The 21,235-nt window shown below is 56.8% G+C and carries 22 protein-coding genes; 14 read left to right on the forward strand and 8 right to left on the reverse strand.

Going from position 1 to position 21,235, the window contains the following annotated elements; genetic code table 11:
- Positions 1-60 precede the first annotated feature (60 nt).
- Positions 61-630, forward strand: coding sequence for a carboxymuconolactone decarboxylase family protein (locus ACB496_RS08520; RefSeq protein WP_371974968.1), 570 nt, complete (start codon positions 61-63; stop codon positions 628-630).
- On the forward strand, positions 623-1,240 hold the full coding sequence (locus tag ACB496_RS08525) for a CDP-alcohol phosphatidyltransferase family protein (RefSeq protein WP_123429071.1): 618 nt from the start codon (positions 623-625) through the stop codon (positions 1,238-1,240). The genes ACB496_RS08520 and ACB496_RS08525 overlap by 8 nt, the downstream gene beginning before the upstream one ends.
- Here ACB496_RS08525 and ACB496_RS08530 read toward each other — a convergent pair.
- The 6 genes from ACB496_RS08530 to xthA form a co-directional block, all read right to left on the reverse strand.
- Positions 1,237-2,538 carry a sulfurtransferase gene (locus tag ACB496_RS08530; RefSeq protein WP_371974969.1) on the reverse strand — a complete coding sequence of 434 codons (1,302 nt, stop codon included), beginning with the start codon at positions 2,536-2,538 and terminating at the stop codon, positions 1,237-1,239. The genes ACB496_RS08525 and ACB496_RS08530 overlap by 4 nt on opposite strands.
- A gap of 77 nt (positions 2,539-2,615) precedes the next feature.
- Positions 2,616-3,233: an ATP-binding cassette domain-containing protein gene (locus ACB496_RS08535; RefSeq protein WP_371974970.1), complete on the reverse strand. Its 618-nt coding sequence runs from the start codon at positions 3,231-3,233 to the stop codon at positions 2,616-2,618.
- Complete coding sequence (locus tag ACB496_RS08540; protein WP_371974971.1) at positions 3,233-4,768, reverse strand: thiamine ABC transporter permease; 1,536 nt, start codon at positions 4,766-4,768, stop codon at positions 3,233-3,235. The genes ACB496_RS08535 and ACB496_RS08540 overlap by 1 nt, the downstream gene beginning before the upstream one ends.
- Entirely contained in the window at positions 4,741-5,904 is a 1,164-nt protein-coding gene (locus tag ACB496_RS08545; protein WP_371975218.1) for an ABC transporter substrate-binding protein, read from the reverse strand. Before ACB496_RS08545 ends, ACB496_RS08540 begins: the two co-directional genes overlap by 28 nt.
- A gap of 21 nt (positions 5,905-5,925) precedes the next feature.
- Positions 5,926-6,606, reverse strand: a complete 681-nt coding sequence (locus ACB496_RS08550; protein WP_371974972.1) for a TVP38/TMEM64 family protein — start codon at positions 6,604-6,606, stop codon at positions 5,926-5,928.
- A 6-nt stretch (positions 6,607-6,612) separates the two neighbouring features.
- Positions 6,613-7,419, reverse strand: a complete 807-nt coding sequence (gene xthA, locus ACB496_RS08555; protein ID WP_371974973.1) for an exodeoxyribonuclease III — start codon at positions 7,417-7,419, stop codon at positions 6,613-6,615.
- A gap of 433 nt (positions 7,420-7,852) precedes the next feature.
- Between xthA and ACB496_RS08560 the strand changes: the two genes are divergently transcribed.
- The 7 genes from ACB496_RS08560 to ves all read left to right on the forward strand — a co-directional run bounded on the left by ACB496_RS08560 (position 7,853) and on the right by ves (position 15,545).
- Positions 7,853-9,073, forward strand: a complete 1,221-nt coding sequence (locus tag ACB496_RS08560; RefSeq protein ID WP_371974974.1) for an aspartate aminotransferase family protein — start codon at positions 7,853-7,855, stop codon at positions 9,071-9,073.
- Positions 9,070-10,104 (forward strand): arginine N-succinyltransferase, encoded by a 1,035-nt coding sequence (gene astA / locus ACB496_RS08565; RefSeq protein WP_100780505.1) that lies wholly within the window; start codon positions 9,070-9,072, stop codon positions 10,102-10,104. Before ACB496_RS08560 ends, astA begins: the two co-directional genes overlap by 4 nt.
- On the forward strand, positions 10,101-11,588 hold the full coding sequence (gene astD, locus ACB496_RS08570) for a succinylglutamate-semialdehyde dehydrogenase (RefSeq protein ID WP_371974975.1): 1,488 nt from the start codon (positions 10,101-10,103) through the stop codon (positions 11,586-11,588). Before astA ends, astD begins: the two co-directional genes overlap by 4 nt.
- Complete coding sequence (gene astB / locus ACB496_RS08575) at positions 11,575-12,900, forward strand: N-succinylarginine dihydrolase (protein WP_371974976.1); 1,326 nt, start codon at positions 11,575-11,577, stop codon at positions 12,898-12,900. Before astD ends, astB begins: the two co-directional genes overlap by 14 nt.
- A 9-nt stretch (positions 12,901-12,909) precedes the next feature.
- Positions 12,910-13,875: a succinylglutamate desuccinylase gene (gene astE / locus ACB496_RS08580; RefSeq protein WP_371974977.1), complete on the forward strand. Its 966-nt coding sequence runs from the start codon at positions 12,910-12,912 to the stop codon at positions 13,873-13,875.
- Positions 13,876-14,201: 326 nt separating this feature from the next.
- Positions 14,202-14,690, forward strand: coding sequence for an ATP-independent periplasmic protein-refolding chaperone Spy (gene spy / locus ACB496_RS08585; RefSeq protein WP_123429060.1), 489 nt, complete (start codon positions 14,202-14,204; stop codon positions 14,688-14,690).
- Between the two features lie 297 nt (positions 14,691-14,987).
- Complete coding sequence (ves, locus tag ACB496_RS08590) at positions 14,988-15,545, forward strand: environmental stress-induced protein Ves (RefSeq protein WP_102103501.1); 558 nt, start codon at positions 14,988-14,990, stop codon at positions 15,543-15,545.
- On the opposite strand, the gene cho is transcribed toward ves, so the two are convergent.
- Both cho and nadE read right to left on the reverse strand, forming a co-directional pair.
- Complete coding sequence (gene cho, locus ACB496_RS08595) at positions 15,523-16,401, reverse strand: excinuclease Cho (protein ID WP_198520741.1); 879 nt, start codon at positions 16,399-16,401, stop codon at positions 15,523-15,525. The genes ves and cho overlap by 23 nt on opposite strands.
- 161 nt (positions 16,402-16,562) lie before the next feature.
- Complete coding sequence (gene nadE / locus ACB496_RS08600) at positions 16,563-17,390, reverse strand: ammonia-dependent NAD(+) synthetase (protein ID WP_100780499.1); 828 nt, start codon at positions 17,388-17,390, stop codon at positions 16,563-16,565.
- A gap of 231 nt (positions 17,391-17,621) precedes the next feature.
- Here nadE and osmE point away from each other — a divergent pair, with 231 nt between their 5' ends.
- From osmE to chbR, 5 genes are all read left to right on the forward strand, one after another.
- Entirely contained in the window at positions 17,622-17,966 is a 345-nt protein-coding gene (gene osmE / locus ACB496_RS08605) for an osmotically-inducible lipoprotein OsmE (RefSeq protein ID WP_100780498.1), read from the forward strand.
- A 259-nt stretch (positions 17,967-18,225) separates the two neighbouring features.
- Positions 18,226-18,546 (forward strand): PTS N,N'-diacetylchitobiose transporter subunit IIB, encoded by a 321-nt coding sequence (chbB, locus tag ACB496_RS08610; protein WP_100780497.1) that lies wholly within the window; start codon positions 18,226-18,228, stop codon positions 18,544-18,546.
- 79 nt (positions 18,547-18,625) lie between these two features.
- The gene (gene chbC, locus ACB496_RS08615; RefSeq protein WP_100780496.1) at positions 18,626-19,984 is read left to right on the forward strand and encodes a PTS N,N'-diacetylchitobiose transporter subunit IIC; all 1,359 of its coding nucleotides are present in this window, start codon (positions 18,626-18,628) and stop codon (positions 19,982-19,984) included.
- Between the two features lie 45 nt (positions 19,985-20,029).
- Entirely contained in the window at positions 20,030-20,377 is a 348-nt protein-coding gene (gene chbA / locus ACB496_RS08620; RefSeq protein WP_100780495.1) for a PTS N,N'-diacetylchitobiose transporter subunit IIA, read from the forward strand.
- Positions 20,378-20,401: 24 nt separating this feature from the next.
- Positions 20,402-21,223, forward strand: coding sequence for a transcriptional regulator ChbR (gene chbR, locus ACB496_RS08625; RefSeq protein WP_100780494.1), 822 nt, complete (start codon positions 20,402-20,404; stop codon positions 21,221-21,223).
- The last annotated feature ends 12 nt before the right edge of the window (positions 21,224-21,235 follow it).

Genomic DNA, 21,235 nt, shown 5'->3' on the forward strand with positions numbered 1-21,235 from the left:
CAGTTGAAAAACGACATATTATCGTCGCCTTTCAAAGAGTCCAGCCATCAGGAGAGTCCGGTGAAAGAAACATCCGCCTGGGTCCAGCCCGTAGAATCCCTTCCCGCCAGTCTGAAACCCATCGCCGTCATGCAGAAAAAACATTTTGGCGTGGTGCTCAATCCCACCCGCTGGTGGGGAAGAATGCCGCGTCTTTTCTGGCTGGTCGCGCTGTTTGTCGGTTTTCTGGAGAGAAAAAAGGCGCGCCTGAACCCGGCCCTGCGCGCGCTGCTGATGACCCGCATTTCGCAGCTCTGCCACTGCGCATTTTGTATCGACGCTAACAGCCTGCGCCTCGCCGAGCGCTGCGGCGCGCTGGATAAAGTCCAGGCGGTCAGCGAGTGGCGTACATCCGCGTTATTCACGGCAGAAGAGCGTGCCGCGCTGGACTATGCCGAGGCGACGACGGCCACGCCGCCGCAGGTGACGGAAGCGATAAAATCCGAACTAAAGCGCTTTTACAACGACGAAACCATTACCGAAATGACGGCCCTGATTGCGTTTCAGAATCTCTCGGCGCGTTTTAACGCTGCGCTGGAGATCCCGTCACAGGGGCTTTGTGACGCCTTCAAAGGTCAGCCTCATGCTTGACAGTCATCTGCATCCGCGCGTTAAACCTGCACTCAACCGCCTGGTGGCGGTCATCGATAAGCCATTCATCACGCCGGATGGCGTGACGCTTGCGGGCTTTGCCCTCGGCGTGCTGGCGCTGCCGTTTCTGGCCCTCGGCTGGTACCCGGCGGCGCTGGTCGCGATTGTGCTGAACCGCCTGTTCGACGGGCTGGACGGCGCACTGGCGCGGCGTCGCGGCCTGACGGACGCGGGCGGTTTTCTCGATATCGCCCTCGATTTTCTGTTCTATGCCCTGGTCCCCTTTGGCTTTGCGCTGGCGGCACCGATGGAAAACGCGCTTGCCGCCGCCTGGCTGCTGTTTGCGTTTATCGGTACCGGGAGCAGTTTTCTGGCGTTTGCGGCGCTGGCCGCGAAACACAATATCGACAACCCAGGCTATGCGCATAAGTCGTTTTATTACATCGGGGGATTAACGGAGGGGACGGAGACCATCGCGCTGTTTGTGCTCTGCTGCCTGTTCCCGGCGCACTTTGCGCTGTTCGCCTGGATCTTTGGCGCGTTGTGCTGGCTCACCACCACAACGCGCATCTGGAGCGGGTATCAGACGCTGAAAACCCTGAAATCTTAAAGCGTGCTTTCCGGCGTCAGCGGACCCGTGGTGATCGGATTTTGTGGATGGCTGCTCCACTCGTACCAGCCGCCGTCGTAAACCGAGACGTTTTTCCAGCCCATGGCGCGCGCGTACATAAAGGTTTCTGACGCGCGCCAGCCGGTGCCGCAGTAAAAGGCGACGTGCTGATCCGGCAGGATGTTCAAGGCTTTCCACATCGCAGCGATATCATCGGCGCTGCGCATGGTGCCGTCCGGGTTGTGGAAATCTTCCATATGCGTCGCATCGCTGCCCGCATGGCCCCAGCGCGCGCCTGCGATTTCACCTTTTGGCTTGATGTAGCTGTAGCCGCTGGTTTCGCCGGTAAATTCCGGCCAGGAGCGAATACTCACCAGCGAGGCATCCCGGCGATGCACCATCCCGCGCGCCTGTTCCATATCTACCATCAGCTGCGGCTGCCCCGGGATCGGTGCGCCGAAATCATTCGCTGGCGTCACTTTCGCAGGCAATCCGCGCTCGACCGGCAGACCGGCGTCGGACCAGGTTTTCCAGCCGCCATCCAGCAGACGCACATCTTTCACTCCCGCGTAGAGCATGATCTGCGCGACGCGCGCCGCCGCATAGACGTCGCGACCGTAGAGGATCACGGTGGTGTCATGGCGAATGCCCTGTTTTGCCAGCAGCGCTTTCAGTTTGTCGTCGGAGACTTTATTCCACAGCGGCTCGCTTTCGACGTCGTTGGTATCGATATAACCCGCGCCCGGAATGTGATTCAGCAGATAAAATTTCGGTGCGCCCCAGGCGGCTTCGATAATTTTATAATTGCCCGCAGGCGCCGCCGCGACCTTTTTGCCCTGCATCAGCTGGTGCAGCCATTCGGGATAGACCAGTTGCTCGAAATGAGGAAGACGTTGCAGACGGTCGGCACTTTGCAGCGCATCGCCAAGCACTGAAATGTGCTGATAACCAGCTTTGGTAAGGCGCGCTTTCACGGCCTGGTTGTCGGTATCGCTGCCGTACAGGGCGATAGCGGATGTCGGGGTGAGGTTATGCTGTTTTGCCCAGTCGCTGAGCTGCTCATCGCTCATCACCTTCAGCCAGCTGGCTGACAGATTCAGCGCGGCGGGCTCATGCCCGGAGGTGCCAGACAGGGTTTGCGGCCAGCCGTTATAAAATGCGCTGGCGCGGGTATCGATCACCGCGCCGTGCTGCTGTTGCAGCTGTGCCAGCGTCAGAGAAGGGGCCATATTAGCGGCAAAAGTGGAAACACTGGCAAGACAGAGCGCCAGCGCGGTCAGTTGAGAAACACGTTTCATCGAAAAACCTGACATCATATAAAAGGTGCGTCATTTTCGTCTTCCCCTAAACAGAATTCTTTGCGTTAGCACAGGGTTTACTGCCAGTCGGACAGCTGAATCACGCGTCCGCCCGCCGGAATGTCCTCTTCATCGTGCGTGACCAGCACCACCGGGATATTCAGGGCACGAACCTCAGCGAATACCCACTCCCGAAACGTCACGCGCAGGGATTTATCCAGACGACTAAAAGGCTCATCCAGCAACAGCGCGCGCGGCTGCGCCAGCAGGGCACGCAGCAAACTAACACGACTGCATTCACCGCCCGACAGCGTGGCCGGATCGCTGGCATAAAACCCCGCCAGACCGGCGCTGGCAAGCGCCTGTTCAACCCGCTCACGGCGCGACGTGCGGATCTGCGCGGGAAGCGCCAGCATCAGGTTCTGTCCGACGTTAAAGTGATCGAACAAGAGCGCATCCTGGAACAAAATGCCGATCCCGCGTTTTTCAACCGGGCGAGTATCGAGCCGCTGATCGTCAAGCCACAGCTCGCCATAAGCGTGAAAATCGGTGGAGAGGGCGCCCACCAGCCAGGCAAAAAGGGTCGATTTTCCGCTGCCGGAGGGGCCCATAAGCGTTAGAATTTCTCCGTGCTCAATACTGAAACTGACATTGCGCAGCAGCGGTTCGAGGGTGAGATTTTTGACCGTCAACATTACCGTAACCCCTGTCGATAGTAGCCAGCGAGACGCGATAAACCGGCCGCCAGCCCAAACGCGGCGGCGGTAAGCGCCAGAAGCCATAAGGCCTGGTTCGCCAGAATAGCGCTGCTGCCGCCGCTGCTAAGGGCCACCGCTTCGGTGGTCAGCGTGGCAAATCGTCCAGCGCCGAGCCACAGCGTTGGCAGATACTGCGCCATGCTCACGGAAAACCCGGTGGCAAAAGCAATCAGGATCGGGCGCACCAGCAGCGGGCATTTGATTTTAAAAAACAGCTGACTGCGCGACAGCCCGAGGGTTTTAGCGATCAGGAGCTGGCGCGGATCGAGCCTGCGCCAGGCCGGCTGTAGCACCAGCAGCGTCCAGGGCAGTACCCACAGCAGATGCCCCCACAGCACCGCCAGAAAGCCGCCGTCAAAACCCAGCGCGAGCGCCAGACGGTATTGCCCGGCGACGAGGGGCAGGGCGGGCAATGCCAGCGGCAGCCACAGCCAGAGCGTTCCGCGCGACGGACCCCACTCCAGCCAGAGCAAAATAATCGCCAGCGCAATCAGGGCGGAAAACAGAGCAAACGAGAGGCTGGCGTGAAACGGCGCGAAATCAAACTCGCGGTGCTGCGCCAGCAGGAGCAGCGCTCCGGCACACAGCAGCCCACAGAGCGGCAGCAGCCAGCCAAGTGCCGTTCCCGTGACGGGCGGACCGGCGTTGTGGCGGTGACCGGACGTGGCGGGCAGCGTGCGTCGCCAGGCTTTCCAGAGCGCAAAGCCCACCGCGGCAAACAATGCCAGCAGGAGCAGCAAAACCAGACACAGCAGCGTGCCTTTGATTTGCTGTTCCGCATCGCCCTGGCTCAGCCACTGCCAGGCCAGCACCGCCAGTGTCGGCGGATTACCCGGCCCGAGAATGATGGCGATATCCACCACCGACAGGGACCAGGCCACCACCGCCAGCATCACAGCGCCCAGTGCCGGGGCAATGGTCGGCAGAACCAGCCAGAACAGCCCCTGAATGCGGGAGTAACCGAGGCTTTGCAGCACTACCATTTTCTGCGCCAGGATCTTTTCCGGCAGCACTGCGTAAATCGCCCACAGCACGAAGGCACTCTCTTTCACCGCCATTGTCGCGCCAAGGCCTATTCCATAGGGATCAAGCATTGGCGAACAGGCGCTGCAAAACGGATAAACGGCACCGCCTTCGGCAAAAAGCAGCAGCACGCTGGTGGCGAAGGCGACATGCGGCACGGCGAGTAACCATGGCAGGCGGCCATTCATCTGCTGCCAGCGCTTGCCGGGCCAGAGGGCAGACAGGATACAGAGCGCAATAAAAAGCGAACCGAGGGTGGCGAGGGTCGTTGAAACCAGGGTGGCGATCAGCGCCTGCGGCAGCTGCGGATCGCGAAACAGGGATTGCCACCCGGCGGCAGAAAATGCAGGGGACAGGAGCATGGCGGTGGCGGGAAACAGCGGCGCGTAAATGGCCGCCATTGCCAGCCACACCAGCCAGCCTAGCGGGTGCCGTAGCGACGCAGCCATTCCTGCTCCAGAGCATTCACCCACGCCGCGTGCGGCTCAGGCAGCATGGCGGGTAAACCGACCGGGATAAACTGGCGCAGGGCGTGAGCCTGCTCAGCGGGCAGTTTTTGCGGGTCCAGCACGCTCGGATCGCCCCAGATTTTCGGGTCGGCTTTGCGACGTTGTGCGGGTGGTGACAGCAGGAAATTCGCCACCACTTTTGCTCCGGCGCTGGCGCTGCTGTTGGCAGGAATCGCCACGAAATGGACATTGCCAATCATTCCGTTGGCAAAGCCGAAGCTTATGCTGTCAGCAGGTAACTCGCCGCTGGCCACCTTCTGCCGGGCGTGCGCCGGGTTAAAGGTCAGGGAGAGATTCAGATTGCCGCTGGCGAGCAGGGCATCCATTCGTGCCGGTGACGGCGGGAAATCTTTCCCTTCGCGCCAGAGCAGGGGATGAAGCTGGTCGAGATAGCGCCACAGAGGGGCGGTTACCGCATCAAATGTATGGGGATCGGGCGCGGTTTTTAGCGCGTCGGGTGTAGTCGTCAGGTTCAGTAACAGCTGTTCCAGAAACGCGGTGCCAGTAAAATCGGGCGGGCGTGGATAGGTCACTTTACCGGGATGCTGTTTCGCGTATCCGAGCAGGGCGGAAGGATCGCGCAGTGGCTCAGGCAACAAAGTCTGTCGCGAGATAAACGTCAGTTGCGCCGCGCCCCATGGAGATTCGGCGCCGTCGGTGGCGATGGCAAAATCCTCAGTCACCGGTTTGGTGGTATCGACATACCGCCAGTTGGGGAGCATTTGCGCCCAGCCGCTTTGCAGCAGATTCGCCTGTTTCAGCGTGCGGAAGTTCTCGCCGTTGACCCACAGTAAATCGACCGAACCTTGGGTGGTCCGCCCGGCGCGGGATTCCGTCTGGATACGTTTGACCGCATCGGCGGCATCCGCCAGATGCACAATGTTGAGGGTAATAGCGTAGTGAGTTTTCATCTCATCGCTCACCCAGTCGAGATATCGATTCACCGCCGGATCGCCCCCCCAGGCGTTAAACCAGACGGTCTGCCCTTTGGCTTCCTGTTGAACGGCTTGCCAGTCGCTGGCGGCGAGCACCGGGGTTGCCAGCAGCAGCCCGGTCAGAAACACGCAATAACGCACACGGCGCATAATGCCTCCCTGTTAATAAGATGAAGGGGTGAAGCGAGAAAACAGCCAGCGAGCGATCAGCGGCAATAACCCTAACAGTGTAAAGGCGATCAGCACTCCCGGCGACAGAATATCGCGCAGAGAGGTCAGTTGCCCCAGTTCGCGCCCGGCGTTGAGGAAAACCACCGTCGCCGGCAGCATCGCCAGTTGGCTAACCCACCAGTAACGCGCCACACCGAGAGAGGTCAGCCCGCAGAGCAGATTGACCAGAAAAAACGGGAACACCGGCATCAGGCGCAGGGCAAAAAGATAAAACGCGCCATCGCGTTTCACCCCTTCGTTCACCGTCTGCATCGGTTTCGCAAAGCGGCGTTGCACCCAGTCGCGCAGCACATAGCGGCTGGCGAGCATTGCCAGTGTCGCCCCCAGCGTCGAGGCAAAAGAGACCAGCACCATCCCCTCCCAGAAGCTGAATAACGCGCCGCCAAGCAGCGTTAACAGCGCCGCACCGGGAATCGAAAAGGCGGAAATCAGCACATACAGGGCGAAATAGAGCGCGGCACTTTGCACCGGGGCGCGGTCGACGTTATCCAGCAGCATCAGCCGATGGGCGCGGATCGCATCCAGGGAGAGAAAGCCCGGCGGCAGTTGCGTGATGAGCAAAGCAAATGCGCCCAACAGGGCGCACAGGAAGAGGATTTTTGACGCGTTCACCGGCACTTACAGCTTGAATTTCGCCCAGACCGGCGCGTGATCGGACGGTTTTTCCATGCTGCGAATATCGTAGTCGATCCCGGTTTCGATGCAGCGCTCGGCCAGAGGCTGGCTTGCCAACAGCAGGTCGATGCGCAGGCCACGGTTATCGTCGAAGCCTTTTGAGCGGTAATCAAACCATGAGAAGCGATCCTGTGTCTCCGGGTTGGCGGTGCGGAAGGTATCGACAAGGCCCCAACTCATCAGGCGATCCATCCACTCGCGCTCTTCCGGCAGGAAGGAGCATTTACCGGTGCGCAGCCAGCGCTTGCGGTTATCTTCGCCAATGCCAATATCCAGGTCCGTCGGGCTGATATTCACGTCGCCCATGATCAATACCGGATTCTCTTTGTTCAGCTCGGTGTTCAGGTAATCCTGCAGATCCTGATAGAACTTCGCTTTTGCCGGGAATTTGGTCGGGTGGTCGCGGCTTTCGCCCTGCGGGAAGTAGCCATTGATAACGGTAATATTACCCAGCGGGGACGGGATCTCGGCCATGATAATGCGGCGCTGTGCTTCACCGTCATCGGCAGGGAAGCCGCGGCGGACCGAGACAGGCGTCTCTTTGGTTAACAGCGCCACGCCGTAATGGCCTTTCTGACCGTGATAAAAGACGTTGTAACCCAGCTTCGCAACGTCTTCCAGCGGGAACATATCATCGTGAACTTTTGTCTCCTGCAGGCCGATCACGTCAGGTTGATGTTGTTCAACAATGGCTTCCAGTTGGTGAGGGCGGGCGCGCAGGCCGTTGATATTAAAAGAGACAAATTTCATAGTCGCTGCCAGTGCAAGGTGAATAGTGCATGGATGGTAGCAGAATTTGCGCCCCCTGTTACCGGGTTAGACCAATAACTGCAACAGATCCTGCCGACGGTGCAATTTTTGCACCATTTCGACGCGCCTTGCCCCCAAAAGGGGCGTAAACGGTCAATAAATTTCGCGAGCGATCACAATTCCAGAATTATATTTTGCTTGTGAATAATATTTCTCGTTTTCGTCCCGCGAACCGCCGCTTATCGTAAAAATATTCACTTAATATGCATTAACAGTGAATAACTCCATATCCTAACTCATTGATATTCTGTCCAGGCAACCCGTTTATGCATTTTTATCGCTGGCTGGCACGAACTCTGCAATCTACATTCACAGTGCAAACACTCAAATATTTAACATTTAAACAACTTATTATTTACCGGATGAGGTCGCTATGTCTCTGTCAATTACGCGTGAAAATTTTGATGAATGGATGATGCCGGTTTACGCTCCGGCGGCTTTTATTCCGGTACGCGGGGAAGGCTCACGCCTGTGGGATCAGCAGGGTAAAGAGTACATTGATTTTGCAGGCGGTATTGCCGTGAACGCGCTGGGGCACGCACACCCGGCGCTGCGTCAGACTCTCAACGATCAGGCGGCGAAGTTCTGGCATACCGGTAACGGCTACACCAACGAGCCTGCGCTGCGCCTGGCGAAAAAGCTGATCGACGCGACCTTTGCCGAGAAAATTTTCTTCTGTAACTCCGGTGCTGAGGCCAACGAAGCGGCCCTGAAGCTGGCGCGCAAATATGCCCACGACCACTTCGGCGCGCAGAAAAGCGGGATCGTGGCGTTCAAAAATGCCTTCCACGGGCGCACGCTGTTTACCGTCAGCGCCGGTGGGCAGCCCGCTTATTCCCAGGATTTTGCCCCGTTACCGCCGGACATTCGCCATGCGGTGTTTAACGATCTGCAGTCTGCAAAAGCGCTGATTAATGACAACACCTGTGCGGTGATCGTCGAGCCGATGCAGGGCGAGGGCGGTGTGGTTCCGGCAGATAAAGCATTCCTGCAGGGGCTTCGCGAGCTGTGCGATCAGCACAACGCGCTGCTGATTTTTGATGAAGTGCAGACGGGCGTTGGCCGTACGGGCGAGCTTTACGCCTACATGCACTACGGCGTCACGCCGGATGTGCTGTCGACGGCGAAAGCGCTGGGCGGTGGCTTCCCGATTGGCGCGCTGCTCACTACCGATAAATGTGCCAGCGTGATGGTCGTCGGCACCCACGGCACTACTTACGGCGGTAACCCGCTGGCATCCGCAGTGGCGGGCCAGGTGCTGGATATCATCAATACGCCAGCGGTGTTAAACGGCGTGAAGCAGCGTCACGACTGGTTTGTTGAGCGCCTGAATGCCATCAACAGCAAGGTCGGCATGTTCAAAGACATTCGTGGGCTGGGGCTGTTAATTGGCTGCGAACTGACCGCTGAATTTGCCGGAAAAGCTAAACTTATTTCACAGGAAGCAGCAAAAGCGGGCGTGATGGTGCTGATCGCAGGCGCGAACGTGGTGCGTTTTGCCCCGGCGCTGATTGTCAGTGAAGAAGAGATCACCACCGGCCTGGACCGCTTTGCGCTGGCCTGTGAACAGGTGAAATCCGGGGTGTCATCATGATGGTAATCCGTCCCGTAGAGCGCGGCGATCTCGCCGGGCTTATGCAGCTTGCCGGTAAGACGGGAGGTGGGCTGACCTCGCTTCCTGCCGACGAAAAAACGCTGTCGGCGCGCATCGAGCGCGCCATCCATACCTGGCAAGGGACGGTGCCGAAAAGCGAACAGGGATACGTCTTTGTTCTGGAAGAGACGGATACAGGAACCGTGGCCGGGATTTGCGCTATTGAAGTGGCGGTCGGTCTGAATGAACCCTGGTACAACTACCGCGTGGGGACGCTGGTTCACGCGTCGAAAGAGCTGAACATTTATAACGCGCTGCCGACGCTTTCACTGAGCAACGATCACACTGGCAGCAGCGAACTCTGCACCCTGTTTCTCGACCCGGCCTGGCGCAAAGAGGGCAACGGTTATCTGCTCTCTAAATCGCGCTTTATGTTTATGGCTGCCTTCCGCGACCGCTTTAATGAAAAAGTGGTGGCGGAGATGCGCGGCGTGATTGACGAAACCGGCTACTCCCCGTTCTGGGAAAGCCTCGGCGAGCGCTTCTTCTCGATGGAGTTCAGCCGCGCGGACTATCTGTGCGGCACCGGGCAGAAGGCGTTTATCGCCGAGCTGATGCCGAAACATCCGATCTACACCCATTTCCTCACCCCCGAAGCGCAGGCGGTGATTGGCGAAGTCCATCCGCAGACGGCACCCGCGCGCGCGGTGCTGGAGAAAGAGGGTTTCCGCTATCGGAACTATGTCGATATTTTTGACGGTGGCCCGACGCTGGAGTGCGATATCGATCGCGTTCGCGCCATCCGTAAAAGCCGTCTGGTGACGGTCGCCGAAGGGCAGCCTGCGCCAGGCGAATTACCAGCCTGTCTGGTGGCGAATGAACAATACGACCATTTTCGCGCCATGCTGGTGCACGCGAATCCAAAATGTGAACGACTGGTGCTGACCGCAGCCCAGCTGGATGCCCTGAAATGTAGCGCAGGCGACACGGTGCGCCTGGTGCGACTCTGCCCCGAGGAGAAAACAGCATGAGTTTATGGATTAATGGCGACTGGGTGACGGGTGAAGGCGAACGCCGCGTGAAAACCAACCCGGTGGGTAAAGAGGCGCTGTGGACGGGGTCAGATGCCAGCGCTGCGCAGGTGGAACAGGCCTGCAAAGCCGCACGCGCTGCGTTCCCGGCGTGGGCCAAACAGCCGTTTAGCCTGCGTCAGGCGGTCGTTGAGAAATTCGCGTCACTGCTGGAGACCAATAAAGTCGAACTGACCAGCATTATCGCCCGTGAAACCGGCAAACCGCGCTGGGAAGCGGCGACGGAAATCACGGCGATGATCAACAAAATCGCGATTTCGGTGAAGGCGTATCACACCCGCACCGGCGAGCAGCACACGGAGATGGCCGACGGTGCGGCCACTCTGCGCCACCGCCCGCACGGCGTGCTGGCAGTCTTCGGCCCTTATAATTTCCCCGGCCATCTGCCGAATGGCCACATTGTGCCTGCGCTGCTGGCGGGAAACGCCGTGATCTTCAAACCGAGCGAGCTGACGCCCTGTAGTGGCGAAGCGGTAGTCAAACTGTGGGAACAGGCGGGTCTGCCGCCGGGCGTGCTGAACCTGGTGCAGGGCGGGCGTGAAACCGGTCAGGCGCTGAGCGCGCTGAGTGATATCGACGGGCTGCTGTTTACCGGCAGCGCGGGGACCGGCTATCAGCTGCATCGCCAACTGGCGGGCCAGCCGGAAAAAATTCTGGCGCTGGAAATGGGCGGCAATAATCCGCTGATCGTTGAAGATCCTGATGATATCGACGCCGCCGTGCATCTGGCTATCCAGTCGGCGTTTGTCACCGCCGGGCAGCGCTGCACCTGTGCGCGCCGTCTGCTGGTTAAACGCGGCGCGCAGGGCGATGCTTTTCTGGCGCGCTTAGTGGAAGTGAGTGCGCGGCTAAAACCTGATGCATGGGACGCTGAGCCGCAGCCGTTTATCGGCGGCCTGATCTCCGAACAGGCGGCGCAGAACGTGGTCAATGCCTGGCGCGATCATGTGGCGCGCGGCGGGAAAAGCCTGCTCGAGCCAAAGCTTGTCCAGCCAGGCACGTCGCTACTGACGCCGGGAATTGTGGAAATGAGCGCGGCGAGCGATGTGCCGGATGAAGAGACCTTTGGGCCGCTGCTGTGCGTCTGGCGCTATGACGATTTCGACAGCGCGATTGCGCTTGCGAACAATACGCGCTATGGCCTGTCTAGCGGCCTGATTTCACCGGATCGCGAGAAATTCGACACGCTGCTGATTGAAGCGCGCGCCGGAATTGTGAACTGGAATAAACCCCTGACCGGTGCGGCGAGCACTGCGCCGTTTGGCGGCGTGGGCGCCTCCGGCAACCATCGCGCCAGCGCCTGGTATGCGGCAGATTACTGCGCGTGGCCGATGGCGAGCCTCGAAACTCCCGCGCTGACTCTGCCAGAAACCCTCAATCCTGGGCTTGATTTTAGCAAAGGGGATGGCCATGAAAGCGCGTGAGGTCAACTTTGATGGGCTGGTGGGACTGACCCACCACTATGCCGGGCTGTCGTTTGGTAATGAAGCCTCGACGAAACACCGCTTTCAGATGTCGAACCCAAAGCTTGCGGCGAAGCAGGGGCTGCAAAAGATGAAAGCCCTCGCCGATGCCGGTTTCCCGCAGGCGGTGATCCCGCCGCAGGAGCGCCCGAACGTCGAGGTACTGCGCCAGCTTGGGTTTAGCGGCAGCGATGAGCAGGTGGTGGAAAAAGCCGGTACTCAGGTGCCACATCTGCTCTCGGCGGCCAGCTCAGCGTCGTCGATGTGGGTCGCTAACGCGGCCACCGTCGCACCCTCGGCGGATACCCTGGATGGCAAAGTGCATCTCACCGTCGCCAACCTCAATAACAAATTCCATCGCGCGACGGAGGCGGTGACCACCGAGCGCGTGCTGCGCGCCATTTTCAGCGATGCGGAACGTTTTAGCGTCCACGAGGCACTGCCGCAGGTCGCCATGTTTGGCGATGAAGGGGCGGCCAACCATAACCGTCTGGGCGGCGATTATGGCGACCCGGCAACGCAGTTGTTTATCTATGGTCGCGACGAAAGCGGTCACCACGCCCCCGTGCGCTACCCGGCGCGGCAGACGCTCGCGGCAAGCCAGGCGGTGGCGCGTCTCAATCAGGTGAATCCGGGACAGGTGGTGTATGCCCAGCAGAATCCTCAGGTGATCGATCAGGGTGTGTTCCACAATGACGTGATCGCCGTGTCGAACCGTCAGGTGCTGTTCTGTCATGAACAGGCGTTTGCTCAGCAGGATAAATTGCTGGCAAATCTTGCGGAGCGCGTTCCGGGCTTTACGCCGATTCAGGTTCCGACGCACGCCGTGAGCGTGCAGGATGCGGTGGAAACCTATCTCTTTAACAGCCAGCTGTTGAGCCGTGACGATGGCAGCATGATGCTGGTGCTGCCGCAAGAGTCGCACAACCATCAGGGGGTATGGCGCTATCTGAGCGAGCTGGTGAAGGCCGATAATCCCATCAGCGAGCTGAAGGTTTTCGATCTGCGTGAAAGTATGGCCAACGGCGGAGGACCAGCCTGTTTACGTCTGCGCGTCGTCCTGACACAGGCTGAGATGCAGGCGGTAAACCCCGCAGTAATGATGAATGACACGCTGTTTAACACGCTGAACAACTGGGTGGACCGCTATTATCGCGACCAGCTGACGCAGGCGGATCTGGTCGATCCGCAGCTGCTGCGCGAAGGGCGCGAGGCGCTGGACGCCCTGACCACGATCCTGCAGCTCGGTTCGGTTTATCCGTTCCAGCGCTAAGGAGAGAGCATGGAGAATTTACTGGCGCTGACGCTGGCCGATGAAACACCCGCTGAAAAAGAGGGTGAAGGGGCGTCGTTTCACTGGAAATGGCATGGGCGCGGGCTGCTGGAACTGACCCCGTTTGACGAGAGCGGCCGTGCGCTGGTGCTCTCGGCAGGTGTTCACGGCAATGAAACTGCACCGGTGGAGATTGTCGATCTGCTGATCCGCGCGCTGTATCACGGGGATATTTCCCTGCGCTGCCGTGTGCTGGTGGTGCTCGGGAACCCTGCGGCGCTGGCGCACAACAAACGCTATCTGGTGAGTGATATCAACCGGATGTTTGGCGGGCGCGCGGCGCAGTTTGCACCCTGTGAGGAGACGGCACGCGTGCCGGTGCTGGAAAACGCCGTCAGGGAGTTCTATGCGACGGCCGGCCCGGACCGCTGGCATCTGGATCTGCACACCGCCATTCGGGCGTCGTATCACGTGCGCTTTGGCGTGTTGCCCCAGCGCGAGCAGCCCTGGGATGAACGGTTCCTGCAATGGCTGGGCGATGCAGGACTCGAAGCGCTGGTGTTCCATCAGTCGCCGGGCGGAACCTTTACTCATTTCACCTGTGAGCATTTCGGCGCGCTGGCCTGCACGCTGGAGCTGGGCAAAGCGCTGCCGTTTGGCCATAACGATCTGACGCGATTTGCCCCAACGCATATGGCGCTGCGGGCGCTGCTCGCGGGCGTTGAGCCTGAGCCGCATACCGAAGCGGTTGAGCGCTATCGGGTGGTGCAGCAAATCACCCGTCGCAGCGACGCGTTCCGGCTGCACATGGCGGCGCATACCCTTAACTTCACGCCGTTCCGCCAGGGGGTTTTGCTGGCAGAAGATGGCGATGAGCGCTACGAGGTGCAGAAAACGACGGAGTACGTGCTGTTCCCCAATCCGGCTGTGGCCTTTGGTTTGCGGGCGGGACTGATGCTGGAAAAAATAGGCTGAGGCATAATTTCCCGCGTCCGACAGGGGGCGGGAAATTATCTATTATGGCGAACGCGTAAAGTTTACAGATTATTCCTGGATACCTGCTTTATTATTAATCTCCAGTTCGCTATACTCTTTCACAATCTCTTTAAAATCAGCTAATTGAATATTTTTGTTTCAACTCTCCACGCTTTATCCTTAATTCCTCCACATTTGGTTATAAATTGTTTTTTACACTTTCATTGTTTTACCGTTGCTCTGACTAATTGACGATAAACCCCGTAAAGTTAATCTCGTCAACACGGCATAGCGCCGAAGAATAACTGAAAGTAAGGAAAACAATTATGCGTAAATTAACTGCACTGTTTGTTGCTTCTACCCTGGCTCTGGGCGCTACCAGCATGGCGTTCGCTGCGGATACCGCGACCACGACCGCAGCACCTGCTGAAGGCAAGATGATGCATCACAAAGGCAAGCCGGGTATGCATCACGACATGATGTTTAAAGACCTGAACCTGACGGATGCACAGAAACAGCAGGTGCGTGACATCATGAAAAGCCAGCGCGACCAGATGAAACGTCCACCGCTGGAAGAACGCCGCGCAATGCATGACATCATTGCCAGCGACAGCTTCGATAAAGCGAAAGCCGAAGCGCAGATCGACAAAATGGCCGAGCAGCACAAAGCCGGTATGCTGGCCCGCATGGAAACTCAGAATAAGATCTACAACATTCTGACCCCGGAACAGAAAAAGCAATTTAATGCCAATTTTGAGAAGCGTCTGACAGAACGTCCGGCGCCAGAAGGTAAAATGGCTCCGCCTGCTGAATAACAGCACAACATATTAAGACCGCCGGAAACCTGTTCACAAAAGCGCATTCGCTGTGGACAGGTCCGGCGGTTTTTTCTTTCACACCCTCTTGTCTCGCGCTGCCATCACGGTATGCTCCTGTAGTCGGTTCAGAGAATGCTTAACAGAGTCAGGGCGTTAGAGTTTTTTTCACCATGAGCCTAAGGCCCCTTTGCATTGCTGCCGATAATACGTCTGTGATTACCTAACGATAACAATCAAGACAGCGACGCTATTGATATTGTCGCTCTGGTGCGATTGCGCCTTTCAGGAGTGGTGATGGAGTTTTTTGATATCCGCAAAATGCCGGTGAATCTCTGGCGTAATGGCGCGGGTGAAACCCGTGAGATTTGTTGCTTTCCCACTGCGACCCGTGATTTTCACTGGCGCGCCAGTATTGCTTCTATTGCCAGCAACGGCGAATTCTCTCTCTTTCCCGGCGTCGATCGGGTGATTACCCTGATTGAGGGCGGCGAAGTGACCCTCGATGCGGGCCAGACCTTTTGCCATACCCTGAAGCGTCATCAGCCATTCAGTTTTGCGGGCGACCATCCGGTGAAGGCGAAGCTCACGGAAGGGCAGATGTCGATGGATTTCAATATCATGACGAAGCGCGATCGCTGCAAGGCCAACGTGCGGGTGGCGGATCGCACCTTTACCACCTTCGCCTCGCGCGGTGGCGTGGTATTCGTTCTGAGCGGGGCCTGGCAGTTGGGTGACAAATTCCTTACCGCCGATCAGGGCGCCAGCTGGCAGGATGGCATACACACCCTGCGCTTACTGGAATCAGAAGGAACGCTGCTGTTCAGTGAGATTACGTGGCTGCCGGGTCACTAAGTTCAATGATTTCATACTGCCCGGAGAGCAGCGGCTTACAGAGAATTTTGTAGCCGTCCTGATCAAAACCGGCAGGTGTGCGCAGCAGGGCCGCGGCGTCGTTTAACGTGTCGACGGCCCCCAGCCACAGCCAGTTGTGAATAATGTGGTAGTGGGTGATGGCGTTGCTGGTCTCTTTCAGCGCAATGGCGCCTTGCCACGGCCAGCAGGTCACGCTGATCGCCGCCAGCCCGGCCTTTAATCTCATCTGATGATCTTCCACACTCTCCTTGCCGCAGCATGCCCCGGCGCAGCGCTTCAGCGCGGAACGAAAACAGGCGCGCCCGCGCGTAAGCGACTCCAGACCTAATAACCCGTAGCAAAGTTTCTCTGCATCAGCGAGAGATTGCAGCGCCTGCAACGCCGCGCGGCGGTTGGCAAACAGGCCGTATAAATTCGGCGCGTGGGAGAAATCAATCTCACGGGCGTAAACCACCTGCGGTTTGCCGTCGGTGATTTGCAGCGAGCACAGCTGGCGGTTGCGGCGCAGACGTTTATTGAACAGCGGTTGCTGTTCTTTGATCAACCGGGCTTCGAGCAGCAGCGCGCCCAGCTCCCCGGCGGTTTGCGTCCAGGTGATGCGCCGCGACTGGCGCAGCATCGCGGCCTCGTCGGGCGTGCGTAAATGCGATAACACCCGGCTGCGGATATTGACGCTTTTACCGATATAGAGCGGCATCGCTTCGCTTTCGCCATGAAAGAAATAGACGCCAGGCTGTTTCGGCAGAGCCTCCAGCCAGGGGCGAAGATGTTCGGGATATTCGTAGATAGCCCCCGCTTCAAATTCAAGACGCGGGGCAGATTGACGCCTGCTCACAAAAGACTCCTGATACTGTTCAGACATACAGTGTAGCAAAGAGTGAGTGGTTAAAAAAGAGGCGGCTTCGTCTGGCGGGCTGTGTGCGTAGGGGTTGCAGTCATCGCAGGGATAAAAACAGCCGGGTAAGCGTAGCGCCACCCGGCAATGCGCTCTGGGAATCAGCGTTTCCAGAAGTCGTCGAAGATGGTAATCGGCGTGCGTCGCTTGTGCTCGGTTTTCAGATACCAGCCTTCAATAGTGCGGGCGATACTCTCATCGAGCGTTTTGCCTTCCAGATAATCGTCGATATTGTCGTACGTCACTCCCAGCGCCGCTTCATCCGGCAGGGAAGGGCGATCGTCTTCCAGATCGGCGGTCGGCGCTTTCTTATAGAGGTGCTCCGGGCAGCCCAGCGCGGCAAGAAGTTGCTTACCCTGGCGTTTATTGAGGCGGAAAATCGGGTTGATATCGGTACCGCCGTCGCCGTATTTGGTGAAGAAACCAGTAACCGCTTCCGCAGCATGATCGGTGCCGACCACCACGCCTTTGGTCATTCCGGCGATGCTGTACTGGGCTTTCATGCGCTCGCGGGCTTTTTCGTTGCCGCGAATGAAATCGCTCAGCTCAATGCCGGCCTCGCGCAACGCCTGTTCGCTGGCTAATACCGCGCCTTTGATGTTCACAGTGAGCACGCGATCGGGCTGGATAAAGGAGATTGCATCCTGGCAATCCTGCTCGTCGGCCTGAACGCCATAAGGCAGGCGCACGGCGATAAACTGCAGCGCGTCGTCACCCGTTTCCTGACGTAATTCTGAGATCGCCTGCTGGCACAGTTTGCCGGTCAGGGTAGAGTCCTGACCGCCGCTGATGCCAAGAACCAGTGACTTCAGGAACGGATACGTTTTCAGATAGGATTTCAAAAAATCGACGCTGCGGCGGATTTCTTGATGAGCATCTATCGCAGGCGTTACGCCAAGCGCATGAATAATCTCTTGTTGCAGAGCCATTACGCCCTCCATTAGCAAAAACGAAGCAGAATGAGTATCCGTTAAAACTAACCCTTTGGGCGTAAAACGACAAGGATCACAGTTTCGAGTGCGGCAAATTGCGACGATTTAGCAGGTTATCGTTGTTTTATTAGAATTTTCCGAAAAACATCCCGCTTCGCAGACAAAGTTGAAGAATCGAATTTTTTATCCCATGCTTAGATAACACGCTGATAAACAAGAGGACGGAAAATGAACAAGAATGTAGCGGGAATTTTAAGTGCAGCGGCGGTATTGACTATGCTGGCGGGCTGTACAGCTTACGATCGTACAACCGATCAGTTCACACAGCCGGTAGTTAAAGATGTGAAGAAAGGGATGAGCCGTGCGCAGGTAGCGCAGGTGGCTGGCAAACCTTCTTCCGAAGTCACTATGATCCACGCACGTGGGACCTGCCAGACTTATATTCTGGGTCAACGTGATGGTAAAGCAGAGACCTACTTTGTGGCTCTGGACGATACAGGACACGTGATCAACTCAGGTTATCAGACCTGTGCTGAGTACGACACTGACCCACAGGCACCTAAGGCGCAATAACCTGCTTGCCTGAACGATGTAACAAACCGGCCAATGTGCCGGTTTTTTTATGCCTGCAATAATCTTATTTCTTTGCGCGAATTATTTGCCTAAACTGTGAGGGCAGTCAAAACGACAGGTCAAGGAGAGACAATTGTGACTCGTGCTGAATTATCCGCTCCCTATGCCTTGCCGTATACTCCATTCAATGACAAACAAAAGTAACACTCATCAGCGGGCTGAAGGGCGATGGTGAGGGTCATACAAGAGGGAAGTTGCTATGGAAAAGAAACATATCTACCTGTTCTGCTCTGCGGGCATGTCAACGTCACTACTGGTTTCCAAGATGCGTGCGCAGGCAGAAAAGTATGAAGTTCCTGTCGTTATCGAAGCGTTTCCCGAAACGCTGGCAGGCGAAAAAGGTCAGGCCGCGGACGTGATTTTACTGGGCCCACAGATTGCGTATATGTTGCCAGAAATCCAGCGTTTATTACCGAACAAACCTGTAGAAGTGATCGATTCTGTGCTGTACGGCAAAATTGATGGTTTAGGTGTACTTAAAGCTGCAGTTGCCTCAATTAAAAAAGCTGCCGCTAATTAAAATTTAAATTTTTCCCGTCAAAGAGTTATTTCACACACTTACGCCGCAATATTTGTTGCGGCATTTAAGGGTAATTTCTATGAGTCAAGTTATTAGCTCTCTTGAAAAGGTACTCCTTCCTTTTGCTGTTAAAATAGGAAAGCAGCCCCACATTAATGCGATTAAAAATGGCTTTATTAAATTAATGCCGTTGACCCTGGCCGGTGCCATGTTCGTATTAATTAATAACGTCTTTTTAAGTTTTGGCGAAGGCTCGTTTTTCTATTCTATGGGGATTCGGTTAGACGCTTCCACCATTGAAACCCTGAATGGCTTTAAAGCCATCGGCGGCAACGTGTACAACGGTACGTTGGGCATTATGTCGCTGATGGCGCCTTTTTTCATTGGTTCAGCGTTAGCGGAAGAGCGTAAAGTCGACCCAATGGCAGCCGGTCTGCTGGCGGTGGCGGCCTTTATGACCGTGACACCTTACAGCGTTGGTGAAGCCTATGCCGTCGGTGCAAACTGGCTGGGCGGTCAGAATATTATTTCCGGGATGGTGATTGGCCTGATCGTGGCGGAAATGTTCACCTTCGTGATTCGTCGCAACTGGGTCATTACCCTGCCAGATAGCGTGCCGTCTTCCGTGTCGCGCTCTTTCTCGGCGTTAATCCCAGGCTTCCTGATCCTGTCCATTTTCGGTGTGCTCTCCTGGCTGCTGGCCAACCACGGCAGCAACTTCCACCAGATCATCATGGACTCTATCTCCACGCCGCTGGCATCAATGGGCAGCGTAGTGGGCTGGGCTTACGTTATCTTTAACTCCCTGCTGTGGTTCTTCGGTGTGCACGGCTCACTGGCTCTCACCGCGCTGGATAACGGCATCATGACCCCATGGGCACTGGAAAACATCGCACTATATAACCAGTACGGTTCCGTAGAAGCGGCGATTGCTGCCGGTAAAGAGTTCCACTTCTGGGCGAAACCGATGCTGGATTCCTACATCCTGCTGGGTGGTTCAGGGGCGACGCTCGGTCTGATTATCGCCATCTTCATCGGCTCACGCCGTGCGGATCATCGTCAGGTAGCGAAACTGGCACTGCCATCAGGTATCTTCCAGATTAACGAACCGATTCTGTTTGGTTTGCCAATCATCATGAACCCGGTGATGTTTATCCCGTTCGTGCTGATTCAGCCGATTCTGGCCGCCATTACGCTGGCTGCTTACTCGATGGGTATTATCCCGCCGGTAACGAACCTGGCACCGTGGACGATGCCAACCGGTCTTGGCGCCTTCTTCAACAGCAACGGCAGTATCGCCGCACTCTGCGTGGCACTGTTCAACCTGGGTGTATCGACGCTGGTTTACCTGCCATTCGTGGCGGTGTCGAACAAGGCTCAGGCGGTCATTGATGAGCAGGAAAGCGAAGAAGACATCGCTAACGCACTGAAATTCTAAGAGGTCCGGCGCGGGGAAACCCGCGCCTGTAAAAGGAGAGAAATGATGTTTGATTTGGATACTATCGTGGCAGACGAGGCCGTTGAGAACGATCTTGAAGAAGTAGTGATGGGGCTTATCATTAACTCCGGACAGGCACGCAGCCTGGCGTACGGCGCACTCAAACAAGCCAAGCAGGGCGATTTCGCCGCAGCGAAACGCATGATGGATCAGTCACGCACGGCGCTGAACGAAGCTCACCTGGTACAAACTAAGCTGATTGAAGGCGACCAGGGAGAAGGTAAAATGAAGGTGAGTCTGGTGCTGGTTCACGCCCAGGATCATTTGATGACCTCAATGCTGGCTCGCGAGCTGGTTGCTGAGCTCATTGAGCTTCACGAGAAGATGCAATAAGTCAGGCCGCCGGAGGTAAACACGATGGAAATTAAAACCGCACTTGAGCAGCAACTGTTTAACGGCAAGAATTTTCACGTGGTTATCTATAACAAAACGGAAAGCGTGAGCGGTCTGCATCAGCATGACTACTACGAGTTCACGATTGTTCTGACCGGGCGCTACTACCAGGAGATCAACGGCAAGCGCGTGCTGCTGGAGCGCGGCGACTTTGTCTTTCTGCCGATGGGGTCGTATCACCAGAGCTTTTATGAATTCGGGGCGACGCGCATTCTGAACGTCGGTGTGAGCAGACGTTTCTTCGAGAAACACTACTTACCCCTGGTGCCATTCTGCTTCGTGGCATCGCAGGTGTATCGCATTAAAAACGAGTTTATGACCTGGATCGAAACGGTTATCGCCTCGCTGAACTTCCGGGACAGCGAATTCGATGAGTTTATTGAAACGGTCACGTTTTATGTGATGAACCGCCTGCGCCACCATCGCGATGAGCAGCAGGTGATCGATGATATTCCGCAGTGGCTGCGGACTACCGTAGAGTTAATGCACGACAAACATCAGTTTGGCGATAATGCGCTGGAGAACATGATTGCCCTGTCGGGTAAATCGCAGGAATATCTCACCCGCGCTACCCAGCGTTATTACCAAAAAACACCGGTGCAAATCATTAACGGTATTCGTATTAATTTCGCCAAAAAGCAGCTGGAAATAACCAATTATTCGGTCACCGATATTGCTTATGAATCGGGTTACAGTAGCCCGAGCCTGTTTATTAAAACCTTTAAGAAATTCACTTCATTCACGCCTAACAGCTACCGTAAAAATTTAACGGTAATGAATAATTAATTGACTCACGGC

It is taken from the genome of Lelliottia nimipressuralis (genome assembly GCF_041464075.1).
Classification (GTDB): Bacteria; Pseudomonadota; Gammaproteobacteria; order Enterobacterales; family Enterobacteriaceae; genus Enterobacter; species Enterobacter nimipressuralis.